Genomic DNA, 17837 nt, shown 5'->3' on the forward strand with positions numbered 1-17837 from the left:
TATGGCAGGAGCATATGAAACAGGAGTATACCGCAATATTTTTAAAGAGTGTGGATATTCCGAAGAGGAAATTGAAAAAAGAGTGAAAGAAACATTTGAAACAATCTTTTATGGAAGTGAAGAAGAGCGTTTCTATCATGAAGCAGGTGCGGACATGGGATACATGGAGGACACCGGAAATCATGATGTCAGAACGGAGGGCATGTCATATGGAATGATGGTGTGCGTCCAGATGAACCGGAAACAGGAATTTGACCGTTTATGGAAATGGGTACGGACGTATATGTATATCGAGGATGGTCCGGGGAAGAATTATTTTGTCTGGTCGTGTGCTGTCGATGGTACAAGAAACGCGGACGGACCGGCGCCGGACGGAGAAGAATATTTTGCAATGGCGCTCTTTTTTGCTTCAAAGAGATGGGGAGATGGAGAAGGCATTTTCAATTACAGCAGCGAGGCAAGAGCGATTTTACGGGAATGTGTTCATAAGGGAGAGCCAGGGCATCCGGGAGAGCCGATGTGGAATCCGGAAAATCATCTGATCAAATTTGTTACCTCTTTTGAGTTCAGTGATCCATCCTATCATCTGCCGCACTTTTATGAGCTGTTTGCGTTGTGGGCAGATCCCTGCGATCATGAATTCTGGAAAAAGGCAGCGGACGCAAGCCGAAAATATCTTCACACGGCATGTCACTTCCGAACTGGATTATCTGCGGAATATGCAGATTATGACGGAACACCGCATGCACAGCATCAGGAGATTTTCGGCCGTCATGACTGGTACTACAGCGATGCATATCGTACGATTGCCAATATCGGAATGGATCATCTCTGGTTTGACGCGGATCCCTGGCAGACGGAAAATGCCAATAAGCTGCAGCAATTTTACTGTGAAGAACAGGCGGAACACTGGGATGGGGTATTTCTGACTGACGGCACCAGGCTGGAAGAAAAAGCACTTCATCCGACGGCAATTATTGCGGTAAATGCACAGGCCTCACTTGCCGCAGACGGACCGTATGCAGAGGAATGTGTAAGACGTTTCTGGAATACACCGCTTCGGACAGGCGAGAGACGGTATTATGATAATTTTCTGTATCTTTTTGCAATGCTTGCTTTGTCAGGAAATTACCGGATCTATCGGTAATAAAATCATATATTTTGCAGGAAGGTTTCCTATAGTTTCTCCCGGTGTACAGCACCGGGAGTTCTGTTACAATGGAGTTATCTTGAGTTAACACAGGAAAAGCAGGAGGAATAATAAGGATGGAAGGACCGAAGGCGCCAAGAGATCCGGAAAAAATGAGACCCTATTTTTATATTTTAAAGGACAAAGAAATTTTTGGATCAAAACAGGAAGATGGAACCGGAATCCAGTTCGTGTATGAGAGTGACGGAAGACTGATCAACAGTGCACAGATTGCCGGAAATATCACAGATCAGGAGGAACTGGCTTTACTGGAGAACGTAGAAGGATTTCGAAAACTGGTACACAGCATCGGAATCTCTGTGGAACTGGATGATCCCAGAGAGTCTGTTGAATTTGTGTTTCAGATGTATGGAAAAAAGGATCTCTATGGAGGGGGAACGAATCTGAAAACCAAACTGCCCGGAGATGGAATGGAGAGAAAAATAGATCTGTCCGATTATACATGGACAGAAGATGATGATATTCCGGGGCAGATAAAATTTATCTTTCAGACACCGGAATTGCTGGGAAAAGCAAGTGTAAGACTTTATTTGAATGATGGATATGATGCACCGAAAGAAACCGCAGAAGAAAAAATAGATATTCGTTCGGAAGAATACAGGGAAATGATACAAAGATCTCTGATGAATTTCGGAAATACCTGCCGGATACAGAGAGTAATTGAAAAAGCCAGAGACGGAAAAGAAGTTACGCTTGCATATATCGGCGGATCTATCACGCAGGGGGCGGGAGCAATTCCGATCCATACAAAATGTTACGCCTATCAGTCCTGCCAATTATTTCAGAAGCGCTTTGCAGCACAGGATAATGTCAGATTGATAAAAGCAGGAGTGGGAGGCACCCCTTCTGAGTTGGGGATGATCCGCTTTGACAGAGATGTTCTGCGCGGAGAGGAACAGCCGGATCTTGTAGTGATCGAATTTGCTGTTAATGATGAAGGGGATGAAACAAAGGGGGACTGCTATGAAAGCCTTGTACGTAAAGTGCTGAATCTTCCCTGGAAGCCTGCTGTAGTGCTTCTGTTTTCTGTTTTTGCAAATGACTGGAATCTTCAGGAACGCCTGAAACCGGTGGGATACTGCTATGATCTTCCGATGGTCAGTATACGGGATGCCGTAAGCCCGCAGTTTCAGATGCCAAAAGGACAGGGACGGGTTCTGACAAAAAATCAGTTCTTTTATGATATGTTTCATCCAAACAATATGGGGCACACGATTATGGCGGACTGTCTGCAGTATTTGTTTGAACAATGCGATCTCAGGAATCAATGTGGGGGTGAAACACTGGAAAGACAGATGAAGGCGGAAGAACGACTGAAAGAATGCATGAGCGAGCCACCCGCAATCGGAAAGAGTTTTGAAACAGTTCGTCTGCTGGATCGAAAAGACAGATACAGAGGAGCCGAAATTGATGAAGGTGGATTTACAGCCGTGGACAGGGAACTGCAGAGCGTCGAAATGGACGCAGAACTTACACCTGTGCCGCAGTTCCCGTATAACTGGATGTATGATGGCACCAATTCCGATAAAAACTATTTCGAAATGACGATAACCTGCAGAAGTCTGCTTCTTGTTTTTAAAGATTCCGGTGAAATTTATACGGGAAAAGCAGAGATTTCCGTAGATGGAGGATACTGTATGACAGCGGATCCGCATATCAATAACTGGCTGCATTGCAATGCGGTCATTCTTTTCCAGGAGGAAGAGAGTAAGAAACATATCGTGAGAATTACAATACCAGAAGAAGACAGGAATAAACAGTTTACGATTCTTGGATTCGGGTATGTACAGTAAAGGAGAAAGTTATGGTAACGGCAAATAATCCAATTTTATCCGGTTTTTATCCGGATCCGTCGATTTGCAGGGCGGGGGATGATTACTATATTGTAAATTCAAGTTTTGTTTATGCCCCGGGAGTTCCGATTTTTCACAGCAGAGATCTGGCACACTGGGAACAGATCGGAAATATTCTGAACCGGAAGGAGCAGCTTCCAGTAGAGGGAAGTGAAATCTCAAGAGGTATTTTTGCACCGACGATTCGTTATCATGAAGGATTATTTTATATGATAACAACAAACGTAAGCTACGGCGGAAATTTTATTGTTACAGCGAAAAAGCCGGAGGGTCCCTGGTCAGATCCGTATTATCTTGGTGAAGAAGCAGCAGGAATTGATCCAAGCCTGTTTTTTGATGAGGATGGAAAATGCTATTACTGCGGAACAAGACCAAACCCGGAAGGTGTGCGATATAATGGGGACTGGGAAATCTGGGTACAGGAACTTGATCTGAACACCATGAAACTGACAGGAGAAAGCATGACAATCTGGAAAGGTGCGGTAAAAGACTGCATCTGGCCGGAAGGGCCGCATATTTACAAAATCGGAGAATATTATTACCTGATGCATGCAGAGGGCGGTACAGGTCCGGAACACAGTATCTCAGTTGCCAGAAGCAGAAAACTGTTTCAGTGGTTTGAAGGATGCCCGAGGAACCCCATTTTTACACATCGCAATCTGGGAATGGATTATCCGGTGATTTATGCAGGCCATGGAGATCTTGTAGATGATGGACATGGAAACTGGTATGTAGTAATGCTTGCTTCACGGCCGTGCAGAAAACACAGCAGTATGGGCAGAGAGACATTTCTTGCTAAAGTGATATGGGAAAATGGATGGCCGGTCATTGCGCCTGGAGTGGGACATCTGGAAGAGCAGGTGGAAATCCCAATGGAAGAATATCGCTTTGCACAGGAAGTTACAAAATGTGATCAGATTCATTTCTGGGATAAAGAGTTGGATCAGAGACTGATTGGAATTGGCGGGTGTGATGAAACCATTTATTCGCTGAAAGAAAAAGAGGGAATGCTGCGGTTGTATCCCCGAAAAGAAAGTATTGCAGAAGCAGCCTATTGCTCCTATCTTGGATTACGGCAGAAAAGCTATCGCTTTGAAGCGGAAACAGGAGTTTTCTTTGTGCCGGAAAACGAGAAGGAAACGGCAGGTCTGGTTCTTTACCAGAATTATGAGAATCATCTGAGGATGGAAATCGCAAAAAAGCAGGAACAGAAAGTTTTTCGTGTTGTAACGTGTATCAAAGGAACAGAAACGAAAGCAGCAGAAGTTTTACTGCCAGGAGAGACGGAACAACTGCTGAAAATACGCCTGCAATGCCATGATCAGACGGCAAAAGTATGGATTGCGTCAGAAAATGGCTGGGAATGTGCGGCAGAGGAAATCAGTCTTCTTCCGTACACAACAGAAGAGGCAGGTGGTTTTGTCGGATGTACCATCGGCATGTATGCTTCTTCTAATGGAATGGAAAGCAAAAACCATGCAGACTTTGCATGGTTTACCTGCAGCAGCAGGAATTAGGGATTTTTCTGCTGCTTTTCCGGATGAATATACATATCGCGGAATTCCGTAGGCGTACATTGTTTGACAGAACGGAAGACGCGAAGAAAGGTGGAAAGACTGGAGAAACCAGACTGAAGTGCTGCCTCCGTGACAGGAATATCGGGATCGGATAAGAGCAGCATGGCATGATCAATTCTTTTGCGATTAAGGTATTTGTAATAGGTGGTATTTGTAAACTGCTTAAACAGTCTGGTAAAGTGGTATTTGCTGAAGCCTGCTGTTTTTGCAACCTGGTCAAGAGAAAGATCTTCCGTGCAGTGTTCATCAATATAATTGCAGATGGAAAGAAAACGATCCAGATATTCTTTCTGCTTTTGCGGTCCGGCATCAAAACGGCAGGATGCAAAGGCCTGGTATCTGCCGATCAGAGAAAGAATATCAAGCATGCGCGCATAGATAACAGCTTCCGAAAGAAAGGAATCCTCTTCATATTCCGAAAGAATCTGGCAGATAAGATGATAAATATCGGAATAGATGTCAGGAGCGGTCTGAGGAGTAAGAGTGAGAACCGGGGAAATCAGCGCGAGGATGGAATTGAGATCGCGGATTTTTGACACAACCGACCATTCAATCTGCAGAATAATTCGTTTTCCGTTTTCCGGTGCCACAAGAGAGTGAAGGATCCCAGGGCAGATGAAAATAATGTCGCCCTCCTGAAGAAGAACAGGTTTATCCCCGAGGAAAACCGTATAAGTCCCTTCCAGAGGCATAATGATTTCCATGGGAGTATGCCAGTGAATGGGATAGTCCTCGCAGTCTGTGTTTACAAAAAGCCGCAGACTGCTGTTCTCTTTATACGTTACGGTTTCGTGAATCCCGTCTAAATGTTCAATCATAATATTGCCTCCGGAGGACTGCTGTAAATTTGATATTATCATAATACAGTAAAACAGAGATCACAAGAGAAAAAATTGAAAGAAGAGAACTGAAAACAGAATTCCAATCTAAATCTGGATATGATAAGATAACTGTGTGAAAGATGACATTGGAAAATCCAGAAGGGAGCAGGCAGTGTCTGCTCCCTGATTCACGTGAGAGGTTCTGAGAATGAAAGAGTTGCTTCAAAAAATTGAAAAACGGATGGATGACTTTACGGTCAAAAAGAAATTATACATTTTATATATTTTTTGCGTACTGCTTCCGCTGATCATTACGGACAGCGTGGTTTTTTTAATCATAAGAAATTCCGAGATGGAAAAGCAGAAACATGATATGACCAACATTGCAAATGCGGTAAGCTACAACATCAGCAGCGTGGTAAATAATGCAGGAGAAATGGCAAAAACGATCTATACCAGCAGATATATTGATGATTTTCTATCCAGAAAATATGATACCTCTGCTCAGTATATCATGGAATACCAGGAGTTTTTCAAGGATACTTTGTTAGAAAATCTGCTGGGAATGAATCAGATTGTATTTACGATGTATACGAACAATGACACCATTGTGAAGGGAGGAAAAGTAGGTAATATAGAGGATCTGAAAGAAACGCAGGCGTATCAGAAACTGAACCAGAGTGGGGAAACAAAAGGTTTTTTCTTTGTCTATGACAAAAACAGATCCGGAACGGCAGAGGAACGCAAGGTGGTATTTCTTCAAAAACTCGATTTTTTTTCAGGAGATCAGGAAAAAATGCTGCAGTTGGAATTTGACTATGGGAACATGATGCGTACGCTTCAGAAAATGAATTTTGACAACGAAGTTTTGATCTGTGAGGAGAATCAGATTGTACTTTCCAATACGAAACATGGAAGCACAGGTTCAGACTTTGAAGAACTGGATGATAAAATAAAGAAGGGATATCATCAGACGGTCAATCTGTATGGTACGGAACTTGAGGTGTATGTCAGACGTACGGGGGAGAACGCGATTGCGAATATTGCTCATGATTTACCGAGTATTCTGCTTCTGATCCTGATTAATGCGATTCTGCCATTCTTTTTTGTACATATCCTGAATCATTCGTTCACAAAACGTATTACGGAGCTGAATGAAGTGTTTAAAAGCGTGGATTCCGAACAGCTTGTACCGATGCGTCATGAAGGCGGAAAAGATGAAATCGGAAGTATGATTCGAAGCTACAATCGAATGGCGGCCAGGACAAATGAGCTGATTCAGACAGTTTATAAAAACAAACTCGTAGAGCAGGAGATGCTTGTCAGCCGCAAAAATGCAGAACTTCTTGCCCTTCACAGCCAGATTAATCCTCATTTTCTGTTTAATGCACTTGAGAGCATCCGCATGCACAGCATTTTGAAAAATGAGAATGAAACAGCGGATATGGTTGAAAAACTGGCTGTCATGCAAAGACAGTATGTCGAATGGGGCGAGGACTCTGTGACGATTGAACAGGAAGTGGAATTTGTAAAGGCGTATCTGGCACTCCAGAAATATCGTTTCGGAGAAAGACTGAGTTATCAGATTGAGATTGATGAAGAATGCAGAAAAAGAAAGGTTCCAAAACTTACGCTGGTAACATTCGTAGAAAATGCATGTGTGCATGGAATTGAAAGTAAAGCGTCTCCAGGCTGGATTTTTGTAAGAGTATATGAACAAAACGAGCTGATCTGCATGGAAATAGAAGATACTGGGAACGGAATGGAAGAAGGCAAAAGGCAGGAACTTCTGGAAAACATGAGAAACGCAGACATTGAGATGCTGAAAAAGAAAGGAAGGGTAGGAATTGTCAATGCATGTTTAAGATTGAAAATGGTATCGGAAAATAAAGTGAAGATCGATCTGGATGGAGAAGAAGGGGTGGGTACACTGATAACAATCTGGATGCCCCTGGAGTATATGTAGTGTAGAGCAGGGAGGAGAAAAATGTTAAAAGTACTGTTGGTTGATGATGAACCCTTTATCCTGCAGGGAATTAAGGTCATCATAGACTGGGAAAAAGAAGGATTTGAAATTGCTGCGACGGCAGAAAACGGTCTGGAAGCACTGGAATATTTGAAAAAAGAAAAAGTGGATCTTATCATAGCAGATATCCGGATGCCTGGTATGACAGGTCTGGAATTACTGGAGCAGATACGAAGGGAAGAAATATCGGATGCGTATTTTGTTATTCTGAGCGGTTATGCGGAGTTTGATTACGCAAGGCGTGCCATGCAGAATAAATGTACGGAATATCTGTTAAAACCTGTTGACCGGGAAACCCTGTTAAAACTGTTGCATAAGGTTCGTGCATTATCAGACCGGGAGAGACAGGAATCAAAGGCACATGAGGAAATGGAACATGCCTATTTTTCGAGACATCTGATCTCTTTAATCCATGGAAAATACGATGATGTCAATCTTAATTACGTAAAAAAACACATGAAAGATACGCAGGGAATCCGTTATGTGGAGATTCAGAAAGAACAGCCGAACAATCTGGAAGAACAGAGCGATAAAGACCTGCGGAATTTTCAAAGAGAGCTGTATGACTGCTGCAGAGAATTTTTGAAAGAAGATGCCAAGCACTGTGTATTTGATGTTTCTGCGGATGAAAAAATATATGATATTGGTTTTGTATATTCTGAAAACCTTGCGGAGCGTCTGGGAATGGATGATAAAACATACCTTTCTGCATTCCGGCAATATCTTGTCAATAATACGAAACAGCCGGTTATTATGCTGGTTGGGAAAAAAGTACCAGATATCAGCAATGTGGCAAGATCGTATGGTAATGCCTGTATGCTCCGCTCTTTTCAGGGGTTCCGGGCACGAAAAGAAATCTATTATTATGAGGATGAAGTGCAGGTTACAGCGGCTGGAATGGTCTTATGCAAACAGGGGCTGGATCAGCTTCTTACCACCATTGAACAGAATAACCACATGGAGATCCGGAAAGCAGTAGAACAGTTTTATGAAGAAATGAGTCAGATGGGAATGAATGCTGAGAGCATGAATCTGAATATCAATTATCTGCTTTTCCAACTGATCCATCTGGCGAGTGAGCAGGATAATGACGTAAACCAGGAAGAAATCCTGCGGCTGATCAGTGAAAGCAGCTTTGAGAATGGTATCCTGCGTGGCAGTAAGGCGCATATGGCGCGCTTTGCATGTGAATACGGCGATTATCTTTCTCAGCTTCGAAAAAACGTTTCCAGGGGCGTTCTCGGCATGGTAGAAAAAGAAATCAAAGAGAATTATGCCGCCAACCTCACGCTGAAGGGTCTCAGTGAAAAATACTATGTCAACAGTGCCTATCTCGGGCAGCTGTTTCGGAAAAAATATGGTCTTTCCTTCAAGGACTATCTGAACAATTTCCGGATGGAGCAGGCCGCAGGCCTTCTGATCCGCACGGATAAAAAAATTGTGCAGATTGCAGAAGAAGTAGGATATCATGATCTGGATTATTTTGTAAACCGTTTTATTCAGGTGAAAGGGTGCACACCGGCCAGATTCCGAAAACAGATGCAGCAGGGAAGTTAAAGAAAACAGGAAGTAAGAAACAGGGTAAATTATAGTGCGTATCTACGATCTATAATTTACCCTGTTTCTTACTATAGTTCATCCGATTGTTTCAAACCTGCAAACTGATAAAATAAATACTATCAAAGGGAGGTATTACAAGATGAAGAGAAAAAAAATTGTAAGCATGCTGCTTGCCTCGGCAATGGCAGCAACCCTGCTCGCAGGATGTGGAGCAGGAGGAAAGAGTTCCTCTAAGGGAGATTCTGACGGAGAGATAAAAGAATTTACCGCATTTTTTGCAGTCCCGGGATCCGAAATCAATGATGATAATGAGGTTCAGCAGATCATTGCAGAAAAAACAGGCGCAAAGGTAAAAGAAACCTGGCTGACGGGTCAGACGGATGTTGAGGCTATTGGCACCATGATCGCAGGAGGAGAGTATCCGGACTTTATTGAGGGCGGAAACGGACAGATGCAGTTATATGATGCCGATGCACTGGTTGCACTGGATGACTATCTGGATGATTATCCTAATATTAAAAATCTGTTCTCTGATCTTGAGTGGGAAAAATTAAGACAGGATGATGGCCATATTTACTGGATTCCACAGTTTAGCTGCATTAAAAATGAAGAAAAAGTATGTACACATAATGATGAAGCATTCTGGATTCAGGCCAGAGTCTTAAAATGGGCGGGTTATCCGGAAATTAAAACAATGGATGATTACTTTAATCTGATTGAATCCTACAACGAAGCGAATCCGACTATGGAAGACGGAACGGAAAATATTCCATACACCATCCTCTGTGACGACTGGAGATATTTCTGTCTGGAGAATGCCCCGCAGTTCCTCGACGGATATCCAAATGATGGATCCTGTATGGTAGATCCGGATACACTGACCGTTTTAGATTATAACACTTCGGATACAGCGGTTGCCTACTTCCGAAAACTGAATGAAGAGTATCAGAAGGGAATTGTAGATCCGGAATCCTTTACACAGAGTTACGATGAATATATTTCCAAACTTTCTACCGGACGTGTACTTGGAATGATTGATCAGTGGTGGGATTTCTCGAATGCAAATGATGCAATCAAACAGGCTGGACTGGATGAGCAGGGCTGCGATTATATTCCTGTTCCGGTTACGATTGATGGCCGTGACAATCAGTGGCACAATTCAGGCGGGGCATTTAATGAGTCGAGCGGTCTTGCAATTACAACAAGCTGTGAAGATGTGGAAGGAGCATTACAGTTTGTAAATGATCTTCTGGATCAGGATATTCACAATCTCAGATTTTGGGGTGTAGAGGGTACCGATTATGAGGTGGATGAAAACGGAGAATTCTACCGAACAGAGGAAGAGCGGACGAAACAGTCTGATACCGCGTACAAAGCATCTCATACCTGCCCATATTCCTACTTCCCACAGTACACTGGAACCAGTGATGATGGAATTAACGCCAATAAACCGGATGGACAGGCAAGTGAGTTCTTTGATGGATTAAATCAGGATGTAAAAGAAACCTTTGAGGCTTATGGTGTTGAGACTTATGTTGAGATGCTTGGAACAAATGAGGCACCTGGAGACTGGTATCCGATGTGGTCCTTCTCTAACAATTTCACAACAGATACACCTGGCGGAGTTGCATGGAACAAAATTGCAGATGTAAAACATGAGCAGCTTCCGCAGGTTGTTATGGCAAAAGATTTTGACGCGGCATGGGATACCTACATGGATGCTTACAATGCATGCCACCCGGAAGACTTTATCAGTGAACTGCAGACTGAATTAGACACAAGAATGGAGCAGGCAGCGAAGTTCAAATAAAAAATGAAATTTTGAAGCGGGCAGATGTGAAAAATTTCATCTGCCCGTTTTTTTAAGGAGTGAGGTCATGTCTTTAGCGAGAACAAAATCAAAAACAAAAGAGCCCAGAACAAAAATCACATGGAAAGAAATCAAAAGACAGAAAGTCCTGCTTTTCTGGGCAGCAATTATCGTAGCATATGGTGTGATTTTCTATTACCTTCCGCTTGCTGGCTGGGCAATGGCATTTCAGAACTACAAACCGAAACTAGGAATCCTGCATTCAGAGTTTGTAGGATTAGAAAAATTCCGGACACTGTTCTCAGATATGACGTTTATCCGTGTTATCCGGAATACTCTGGCAATGGGAGTTATCAATCTTGTTGTAACTTTCGTAACGGCAATTGCGTTTGCAATTTTATTAAATGAAATCAGAAGCCATATAGGAAAAAAAGTGGTTCAGACCATTTCCTATCTGCCGCATTTCCTTTCGTGGATTATTGTAACCGGTATTCTGCATGATATGCTTTCCGGAACTGGTATTGTAAATGAAGTTCTGGTGAATCTGCATATCATCAAACAGCCAATTAACTTTTTTGCACATACGAGCTACTTCTGGCCTATTGTTGCTTTTGCAAATGTGTGGAAGGAAACCGGCTGGAATGCCATTATTTATCTGGCAGCAATCACAGCAATTGATCCATCTTTATATGAGGCGGCATCCATAGACGGCGCCGGAAGGTGGAATAAAATTAAGTACGTGACACTTCCTGGAATCAAACCGACCATTATGATTCTTCTCCTGATGAACGTAGGCAACGTTTTGAATGCCGGATTTGAAATTCAGTATCTTTTAGGAAACGGCCTGGTACAGAGAGTATCACAGACCATTGATATCTACGTATTGAAATGGGGTATCAGCCAGGGCGATTATGCAATCGGTACGGCAGCAGGTATTTTCAAGAGTGCAGTCAGCATTATACTGATTATGATCGCAAACCAGATTGCAAAACGCAATGGCGAAGAGCGATTGTTCTAAGGAGGTTCATCATGGCAAAAAAAACTGGAAAAAAGACCGGAAAATTGGATCTGTTTCCGATAATAAATGGTATTATCATGGTACTGTTTATAGTCATTACACTGTATCCGGTATTAAATACACTGGCAATATCATTAAACGATGGTACAGATGCCCTTCGCGGAGGAATTTATCTGCTGCCAAGAAAATTCACATGGAAAAACTATATCACCGTTCTTCAGAAGGATAACCTGATCACGGGCGCATATATCACAGTGGCGCGAACCATCATCGGAACGCTGCTGGCACTGGTAGCAAATGCAATCCTGGCGTTTATTGTAAGCAGAAAACGCTTTCTGTTTAAAAAAGAATTATCCTTATTCTGGGTTATCACCATGTATGTCAACGGTGGAATGATTCCTACATTCCTGCTGTACAAACAACTTGGCCTGACAAACAGTTTCGGGGTATATGTAATTCCTGGAATGGTCAGTGCGTTCAATATGCTGGTAATCCGTACCTATATGAACGGAATTTCCGACAGTCTGGAAGAGTCCGCGCAGCTTGACGGTGCAGGATATACCACGATTTTTCTGAAGATTTATTCACCGCTCTGTAAGCCGGTATATGCAACCGTAGCATTATTTGTGGCGGTAGGACAGTGGAACTCCTGGTTTGATGCGATGCTGTACAACAGAATGAACAGCAATCTGACGACCCTTCAGTATGAGCTTATGAAACTCTTATCATCGGTTACGAATCAGGGAACCTCTGTGGAAGCAATGAAAAATGCAGCCGGTTCGGTCACACCGACGTCGGTCCGTGCAGCAGCAACCATTATTACCATGCTTCCAATTATTTGTATTTATCCATTTTTACAGAAATACTTTGTTGCCGGGCTTACTCTTGGCGGAGTAAAAGAATAAAGATACTGCATTTTATCCAGGGTCATGCTGTTTTGGCATGACCCTGAAATATTATATGAGGAGAGAGCATATGAAGATAGCAGGAAAAAATCCAATTACAGAACTGGATTATCCGGATCCAGATGTCATCCGGGTAGATGATACGTATTACATGGTAAGCACTACAATGCACTTTATGCCGGGGTGTGAGATTCTGCGGTCGTATGACCTCATTCACTGGGAACATCTGAGCTATGTGTATGAAAGACTGGACAGCACAGAGGAACAGAGGCTTGTTGGTGAGAAAAACTGCTATGGAAAAGGCATGTGGGCCGCATCGCTCCGATACCATAAAGGGATGTATTATATTTGCTTTGTGGCGAATGATACCGGAAAAACATACCTTTATACTGCTGATGATATCGAAGGACCATGGGAAAAACGCATCATAGAAGGCTTTTATCATGACTGCTCACTTTTGTTTGAGGATGATCATGTTTATATTGTTTCCGGCAATAGAAATGTTCGTCTGCAGGAATTGAAAAAAGATCTGGGCGGTCCAAAGGAAGGCGGACTGGATCGGATTCTGGTCAGTGATAGTCGGAATCCGGGGCTTGGTTTTGAAGGAAGTCATTTTTATAAAATCAATGGAATGTATTATTTATTCCTGATTCATTCCCTTCCGGACAGGTGGATGCGGACGCAGGCATGCTATGTATCAGACAGCCTGACGGGAGAATTTAGAGGCGGAGATGTGTTGTGTGATACCATGGGGTATTGCGGCCAGGGCGTTGCGCAGGGAGGAATTGTGGATACGCCGGATCATAAATGGTACGCCGTACTTTTCCAGGACAGAGGTGCTGTCGGCAGAATCCCGGTTCTTGTGCCAGTAAAATGGGAGAAAAATGTCAGAGTTACCTATATGCCGGCGCCGGGCGAACAAAAAGAGCAGATCATAAAAGAAAATTATCCGGTATTGGGTGATTCGGGAAGGGCACTCTGTGAAGTGGAAACAAAAAGCACAAGACCGGAGGAACAGTATCATTCGCTTGTGGAGAGTGATGATTTTTCAGAATGGAATCCGGACCAGAAACGGCTGTTTGGAACGTTTGGATGGAAGAGCTGCTGGCAGTTCAATCACGAACCGGAACTTTCCTGGATTGAGAATGATGCAGAAAAAGGGTGCCTCCGAATGAGCTGTAAAAAGCAGTGCAAAAATGTCACGCAGGCAGTAAATACGATCACCCAGAGGATGAAGTTTCCGATGTGCATAACAGAAGTAACCGTTGATGCGGAAAGACTGAAGGACGGAGATTATGCAGGTATGTGTGCATTACAGGGATGTTACGGCATGGCGGCAGTTACAAAGCGTGATGGACGGATGTTTCTGGTTATGAGATCTCTCGAAGCGGAAAATGACAGCCTGGAAGGAAATCAGGGCAACAGTGAAGAAAACGAATGGGAAGCAGTGGCGGTTGAATCATCGAAAATAAGAATCCGGATGGAAGCGGATTTCCAGAACCAGCACGATAAAGTCCGGTTTTTATATTGGAGCGATGAAAAATGGAAACAGATCGGACCATGGCATCAGCTCTATTTCAAAATGGATCATTTCACAGGATGCAGAGTTGGACTGTTTGCCTATGCAACGAAAGAAGCAGGGGGAATCGCAGAATTCGGCAGATTCCGATATTTTTAACAAAAAGTTCCCGCCCCGGCATTTATAAGTGAAATTCCGTTGAATTTCTGGAAACTGCTGGTGATCTTTCTGGAGAGAACCATCATTGCCATTCCGCTGATCGTATTGTTTGCAAATATGATCGGGCTGTAAATACAGGAAAATACAAGATCCCCGATTTGGCACTTTTGTGCTGAATCGGGGATTTTTTGGCGTAAAAACGCAGGTAAAGGATTCGTAGATTGACAAAACAGCCTATTTTCGCCTATTCTGAGACTGTAAAAACGCTCCGCTGGGCAACATGAGACGGTGCGGGAACAGCAGGAGGAAGGGACACGACGTGGAAGCGAAAGAGTTCGGGCGGTTTATTGCCGGAATGCGAAAAGAGAAAAAGATGACGCAGGCAGAGCTTGCGGAAAAGATTCATGTGACGGATAAAGCCGTCAGCCGGTGGGAGCGGGGACTTGGCTTTCCCGATATCCAGACGATTGAGCCGCTGGCTCAGGCACTTGGGATTTCTGTGCTGGAACTGATGCGCTCCGAACGGCAGGAGAAGGCGAAGGAAGAGGCGGCGCCGGAAATTCAGTATACTCAGAAGGAGGTGGCCGAAATGCTGCAGAACGCAGGTGACATTTCAAGGCAGCAGAAAAAACAGGACCGGAACGCAAACGTGATCGCGGGATTTCTGGTGATCGGTGTGGCAGCGGCAGCGTGGGCGGCAAAGATCGTAAACGTGGGCGGCGGCCTGATTCTAGGCGGTCTGGTGGCAGCAGCGTTTGTATCGCTGTGGTATTTCTTCCAGAACCTCGATGATGAAGAAAGCCGGAAAGTCTATGGGGCAGCATCCATTCTGTCTATCGGCATTCTGGCATCCCTGGTAAATTTCGTCTGGGGCGATCAGCTGGCAGAATTCATTCCCGGCGGTCTGGAACGAAAAGAGCAGATCTTCTGGACCCTGTGGTATCTGTTTGTTCTGGTAATGATGATGATCGGAACCATTCGATGTATCCGCCGGCAGAGACAGAAAAAAGAAAAGAAATGCAAAACCGTTCTTTTCACGGCAATTATGGCGACGATCATGTTTGTAACACTGTGGCAGTATCAGAACACCATGCAGAACCGGTACAAAAACACAGGAATCTGGAGAGGCGCACAGCAGTACGCCGAGGTGCTGCTGAAAAGAAACAAAAACCTCGAAAACGACTGGCTGATCGGCGATGAGTCCTGGCGCGAAGGAAACAAAAATACTTTCGAAATTCGCCTTACCTATTACGCTGATGCCGATGACGCAAAAGAGGGACGTGAAAGCGAATATCAGTACAAGATTCATTTTGATGATGTTGACGGCTACGTCATCAAATCAGAAGGCGTACCAGAGAAAGAGATTGTTTTCCCGGAAAATAAATAAGAAGTGAGAAACGGGATTCCATTCTTGCGCCTCCCACAGAAAAAGACTATACTCATAGTATCAGCATGTACGCTCGGAATCTTTCTGCACTTGCTTTTGCGAGTGGCGGTTGGAATCAGTTATGATAAAGAAACAAAAGAACATGCCTGCAAAATAGAAGTATTGTGATGATTTGCAAGCTGTGGAAAAGGGATATCGTGTGTGTGAACGGAGAAAAGCAAGTAAAAATAGTAATCTTTACTATTTTTCCTTGCTTTTTCCTTGCTTTTTCCTCCATCATAGGATAATATAAAAATATACGGTTCGGAGCAGGTTCCGGGCAGGAAAAAACAAGATGGAAAGGATATGGATTTTTATGAAGATTACAGAGGATATTATCTACGCAGGAGTCAACGATCATCAGGTAGACCTGTTTGAAGGTCAGTACAAAGTGCCGAACGGCATGGCATACAATTCTTACGTAATTCTCGATGAAAAAACGGCAGTTATGGATACCGTAGATGCAAACTTTGCGGATGAATGGCTGGAAAATGTTGCGAAAGCACTGGATGGCAGAAAACCGGATTACCTGATCGTACAGCACATGGAGCCGGATCACTCTGCGAATATTGAAAACTTCGTAAAAGCATATCCGGAAGCAACCGTTGTTGCAAATACAAAAACTTTTGCCATGATGAAAAACTTTTTCCCAAAGATGGATCTCGCCGGAAAGAAACTGGAAGTAAAGGATGGCGAGTCCCTTACGCTCGGAAAACACGTTCTGACCTTCGTGTTCGCTCCGATGGTACACTGGCCGGAGGTTATGGTTACATACGACAGCACCGACAAGGTTCTGTTCGCAGCAGACGGCTTCGGAAAATTCGGTGCACTCGATCGCGAGGAACCGTGGGATGACGAAGCACGCCGTTATTTCATCGGCATCGTCGGAAAATACGGTTTGCAGGTACAGAAGCTCCTGAAAGTAGCAGGTACGCTGGATATCCAGAAAATCTGTTCCCTGCACGGTCCGGTTCTGACGGAAAATCTTGGCCACTACATTGAAAAATACGATATCTGGTCTTCTTATCGTCCGGAAGAAGAGGGCGTTGTGGTTGCCTATACTTCTGTTTACGGCAATACAAAAAAAGCTGCCGAATTGCTTGCAGATAAGCTGAAAGAAAAAGGCTGTCCGAATGTCGTTGTTTACGATCTGGCAAGAGACGATATGTCCGCTGCCGTAGCGGATGCTTTCCGTTACAGTAAGCTGGTTCTCGCAACGCTGACCTACAATGCAGGAATTTACCCGTTCATGCAGGATTTCATCAACCGCCTGACAGAGCGCAGCTTCCAGAACCGCACCATCGGTCTGATCGAAAACGGAAGCTGGGCACCGACCGCAGCGAAAGTGATGAAAGGTATGTTTGAAAAGAGCAAAAATATCACCTGGACAGAGAATAATGTAAAAGTAATGTCCGCTGTGAAGGAAGAGAACGTAAAAGAGATCGAGGCATTGGCCGAAGAACTCTGCAAATAAGAAATTAGAAAGAGAAGAAAGAATATGGGAAAAATGCTCCGCTGGACTTTGCGAAAGGCAAAGACAGCGGAGTCTTTCGTTCTACTCTTTTGGAAAGAAGATTCTGTGGAGTTCCGGAGGGAGCAGGATCGCCCTGCGGTGGGTCAAAAAAAGCCGGGGGTTGAATTTTGCGAAAGCCTGCGGCCGCCTCTTTGTAAGTGAGACTGCATCAGGTTTCTGATCTTTCGATCTTGATGTCATAATATTCTGAAAATAATAAAATATAAAATAAATTAAAAGAAAGTATTGACAAAACGGAGAAGATGAGTTAATATAAGATCAACAAAAGAAAAGAAAACAAAAATAAAAACGAAAAAGAAACATCAAGACGAAATCTAAGAAAGTAAGAGGTACAGTCCAATGGCATAGTTAATCTGAACATCAAAAAAATCTCTGAAGAGTTTACATATAGAACCTAAAGGAGATGATTCCAATGAAAG

Annotated in this window: 12 protein-coding genes; 11 read left to right on the top strand and 1 reads right to left on the bottom strand. The window is 43.6% G+C overall.

What is annotated here, in order from left to right; all coding sequences use genetic code 11:
- The first annotated feature begins 1 nt into the window (after position 1).
- The 3 genes from DWX00_RS16735 (at position 2) to DWX00_RS16745 (ending at position 4580) form a co-directional block, all read left to right on the top strand.
- A complete protein-coding gene (locus DWX00_RS16735; protein WP_118595810.1) occupies positions 2 to 1147 on the top strand; it encodes a glycosyl hydrolase family 8 in 1146 nt (381 codons plus the stop codon).
- Between the two features lie 119 nt (positions 1148 to 1266).
- Entirely contained in the window at positions 1267 to 3003 is a 1737-nt protein-coding gene (locus DWX00_RS16740; RefSeq protein WP_118595811.1) for an SGNH/GDSL hydrolase family protein, read from the top strand.
- Positions 3004 to 3014: 11 nt separating this feature from the next.
- Positions 3015 to 4580, top strand: coding sequence for a glycoside hydrolase family 43 protein (locus DWX00_RS16745; RefSeq protein ID WP_118595812.1), 1566 nt, complete (start codon positions 3015 to 3017; stop codon positions 4578 to 4580).
- On the opposite strand, the gene DWX00_RS16750 is transcribed toward DWX00_RS16745, so the two are convergent.
- Positions 4577 to 5458 carry a helix-turn-helix transcriptional regulator gene (locus DWX00_RS16750; protein ID WP_118595813.1) on the bottom strand — a complete coding sequence of 294 codons (882 nt, stop codon included), beginning with the start codon at positions 5456 to 5458 and terminating at the stop codon, positions 4577 to 4579. The genes DWX00_RS16745 and DWX00_RS16750 overlap by 4 nt on opposite strands.
- A gap of 211 nt (positions 5459 to 5669) precedes the next feature.
- Between DWX00_RS16750 and DWX00_RS16755 the strand changes: the two genes are divergently transcribed.
- The 8 genes from DWX00_RS16755 (at position 5670) to DWX00_RS16790 (ending at position 17358) form a co-directional block, all read left to right on the top strand.
- Positions 5670 to 7427 carry a sensor histidine kinase gene (locus DWX00_RS16755; RefSeq protein ID WP_118595814.1) on the top strand — a complete coding sequence of 586 codons (1758 nt, stop codon included), beginning with the start codon at positions 5670 to 5672 and terminating at the stop codon, positions 7425 to 7427.
- A gap of 21 nt (positions 7428 to 7448) precedes the next feature.
- Positions 7449 to 9044, top strand: a complete 1596-nt coding sequence (locus tag DWX00_RS16760; RefSeq protein WP_118595815.1) for a response regulator transcription factor — start codon at positions 7449 to 7451, stop codon at positions 9042 to 9044.
- Between the two features lie 142 nt (positions 9045 to 9186).
- The gene (locus tag DWX00_RS16765; RefSeq protein ID WP_118595816.1) at positions 9187 to 10857 is read left to right on the top strand and encodes an extracellular solute-binding protein; all 1671 of its coding nucleotides are present in this window, start codon (positions 9187 to 9189) and stop codon (positions 10855 to 10857) included.
- A 67-nt stretch (positions 10858 to 10924) separates the two neighbouring features.
- Entirely contained in the window at positions 10925 to 11875 is a 951-nt protein-coding gene (locus DWX00_RS16770) for an ABC transporter permease (RefSeq protein ID WP_118595817.1), read from the top strand.
- 11 nt (positions 11876 to 11886) lie between these two features.
- A complete protein-coding gene (locus DWX00_RS16775; protein ID WP_118595818.1) occupies positions 11887 to 12780 on the top strand; it encodes a carbohydrate ABC transporter permease in 894 nt (297 codons plus the stop codon).
- 70 nt (positions 12781 to 12850) lie between these two features.
- Complete coding sequence (locus DWX00_RS16780) at positions 12851 to 14458, top strand: glycoside hydrolase family 43 protein (protein WP_118595819.1); 1608 nt, start codon at positions 12851 to 12853, stop codon at positions 14456 to 14458.
- 319 nt (positions 14459 to 14777) lie between these two features.
- Complete coding sequence (locus DWX00_RS16785; protein WP_118595820.1) at positions 14778 to 15845, top strand: helix-turn-helix domain-containing protein; 1068 nt, start codon at positions 14778 to 14780, stop codon at positions 15843 to 15845.
- Between the two features lie 355 nt (positions 15846 to 16200).
- On the top strand, positions 16201 to 17358 hold the full coding sequence (locus DWX00_RS16790) for an FprA family A-type flavoprotein (RefSeq protein ID WP_118595824.1): 1158 nt from the start codon (positions 16201 to 16203) through the stop codon (positions 17356 to 17358).
- Positions 17359 to 17837: the final 479 nt, after the last annotated feature.

Origin of the sequence: Blautia sp. AF17-9LB, assembly GCF_003479185.1 — a bacterium.
GTDB classification, from domain to species: domain Bacteria; phylum Bacillota; class Clostridia; order Lachnospirales; family Lachnospiraceae; genus Fusicatenibacter; species Fusicatenibacter saccharivorans.

Coding starts and splice junctions, on each gene's coding strand:
- DWX00_RS16735 (WP_118595810.1), top strand. CDS start 2: ATGGCAGGAGCATATGAAACAGGAGTATACCGCAATATTTTTAAAGAG.
- DWX00_RS16740 (WP_118595811.1), top strand. CDS start 1,267: ATGGAAGGACCGAAGGCGCCAAGAGATCCGGAAAAAATGAGACCCTAT.
- DWX00_RS16745 (WP_118595812.1), top strand. CDS start 3,015: ATGGTAACGGCAAATAATCCAATTTTATCCGGTTTTTATCCGGATCCG.
- DWX00_RS16750 (WP_118595813.1), bottom strand. CDS start 5,458: ATGATTGAACATTTAGACGGGATTCACGAAACCGTAACGTATAAAGAG.
- DWX00_RS16755 (WP_118595814.1), top strand. CDS start 5,670: ATGAAAGAGTTGCTTCAAAAAATTGAAAAACGGATGGATGACTTTACG.
- DWX00_RS16760 (WP_118595815.1), top strand. CDS start 7,449: ATGTTAAAAGTACTGTTGGTTGATGATGAACCCTTTATCCTGCAGGGA.
- DWX00_RS16765 (WP_118595816.1), top strand. CDS start 9,187: ATGAAGAGAAAAAAAATTGTAAGCATGCTGCTTGCCTCGGCAATGGCA.
- DWX00_RS16770 (WP_118595817.1), top strand. CDS start 10,925: ATGTCTTTAGCGAGAACAAAATCAAAAACAAAAGAGCCCAGAACAAAA.
- DWX00_RS16775 (WP_118595818.1), top strand. CDS start 11,887: ATGGCAAAAAAAACTGGAAAAAAGACCGGAAAATTGGATCTGTTTCCG.
- DWX00_RS16780 (WP_118595819.1), top strand. CDS start 12,851: ATGAAGATAGCAGGAAAAAATCCAATTACAGAACTGGATTATCCGGAT.
- DWX00_RS16790 (WP_118595824.1), top strand. CDS start 16,201: ATGAAGATTACAGAGGATATTATCTACGCAGGAGTCAACGATCATCAG.